Source organism: Oleiphilus sp. HI0117, from assembly GCF_001635235.1.
In genome coordinates, this window is record NZ_LWGA01000772.1 from 1 (window position 1) to 1,317 (window position 1,317).

Consider the following 1,317-nt stretch of genomic DNA (forward strand, 5'->3'; position numbering starts at 1 on the left):
GGCTTATTTTATAGATGCTGAAAACCCTGAAGATGGCGGCGTGGGTATTTATACTCGCCACTTCCCCAAGGCAATTATGTATGGCTTTGCTTATGAGCCAGCAGATCGTGAAGGGCGCTTTATTCAGGCTGACTTTGAAAATGTTAGTGTTGCTTCAATGCTTGTACCCAATGCATTAGGCAAGCCTGAGAACCAGGAAGCAAAGGATAAATTCCAGGACGCGTTTCAAAGCCATCTGGAAAAAACTCTCCGTAAGCGTCGTCAGTTCATTTTTGCGGGCAGTTTCAATTCCGCGCATTTGGTGACAGATGCGAGCAAAAAATACCATGAGATGGACGTGAGTGGCTTTAAAGCGCATGAGCGAGACTGGTTCGATACGGTTTTCGATGACTTTGGTTATGTTGATGCATTTCGTCATATAAATGTTGAGAAAAATCAATATACCTGGTGGCCAGAGTGGGCGAAAGGTTGGCGAAAGAATGCTGGCTGGAGAACAGACTATCAAATCTCGACCCAGATGATGCGTAATGTTATCGAAGATGGTTTTATTGATATGGACACGCGCTTCTCGGATCACGCACCTGTCATTATTGACTATGATGTGATCATGTAGCTTAGACATATAATTTTGAGGCAATTAGATTTATGAGTGCCAGTGCGACCTACCTTTAAAGGTCAGCCTTTTGGACTGAGCCCTGACTATGTTCAAGTCATTGCAGGCATAGTTTATGCTGTGCCTAGCGTTGAAAAAGCCGTCATTTTTGGTTCCCGCGTTAAGGGGAATTTTCATAAAGGTTCTGATGTCGATATTGCTCTCTATGGTGACCTAGACTATTCAACAGTCAGTCATATTCAATATCAGTTGAACGAAGAAACCAAAATTCCTTTGTTCTTTGATGTTGTTGCTTATAGTTTGTTAGAAAATGACGCGCTTAAGGAGCATATTGATCGGGTGGGACAGCTAGTGCCTGGTCAAAATAGCTGAAATAGTAAAGGTGAGATAGACGTGAAAGCCAGAAAGAGAAGCTAGCGAATACCACTAGCTTCTCTCCTTGTTTTACAATTTAGCTATTATTCAGAAAGGTAGTAATCATAAATAATTTCTACCTCAGCACCTTCACTTGGAATCGCAGTGCCACTAAATAGTATTCGGTTACTTGTTGAGTTATATTCCCAGCCGTTTGAACTGTCTTTAGCGACGTCAACACCGTCGACAAGTACACGTATAGTGCTGCTAATAGGTTGGTGATTTAGTTCATAAATACTACTAGCTGCACCAGCGTTTGTTGCGATGGTGCTCATAATCGCTGGAAAAGC

3 protein-coding genes are annotated in these 1,317 nt (G+C 42.4%); 2 read left to right on the forward strand and 1 reads right to left on the reverse strand.

Features of this window, described 5'->3' with window-relative positions; genetic code table 11:
- Positions 1–613: exodeoxyribonuclease III (locus A3757_RS12500; protein ID WP_068739721.1), on the forward strand; the 613-nt coding region annotated here is incomplete at its 5' end.
- A gap of 36 nt (positions 614–649) precedes the next feature.
- Complete coding sequence (locus A3757_RS12505) at positions 650–985, forward strand: nucleotidyltransferase family protein (protein ID WP_156490403.1); 336 nt, start codon at positions 650–652, stop codon at positions 983–985.
- A gap of 86 nt (positions 986–1,071) precedes the next feature.
- Here A3757_RS12505 and A3757_RS12510 read toward each other — a convergent pair.
- A partial coding sequence (locus tag A3757_RS12510) for a hypothetical protein (protein WP_231878268.1) occupies positions 1,072–1,317 on the reverse strand: 246 nt, incomplete at its 5' end.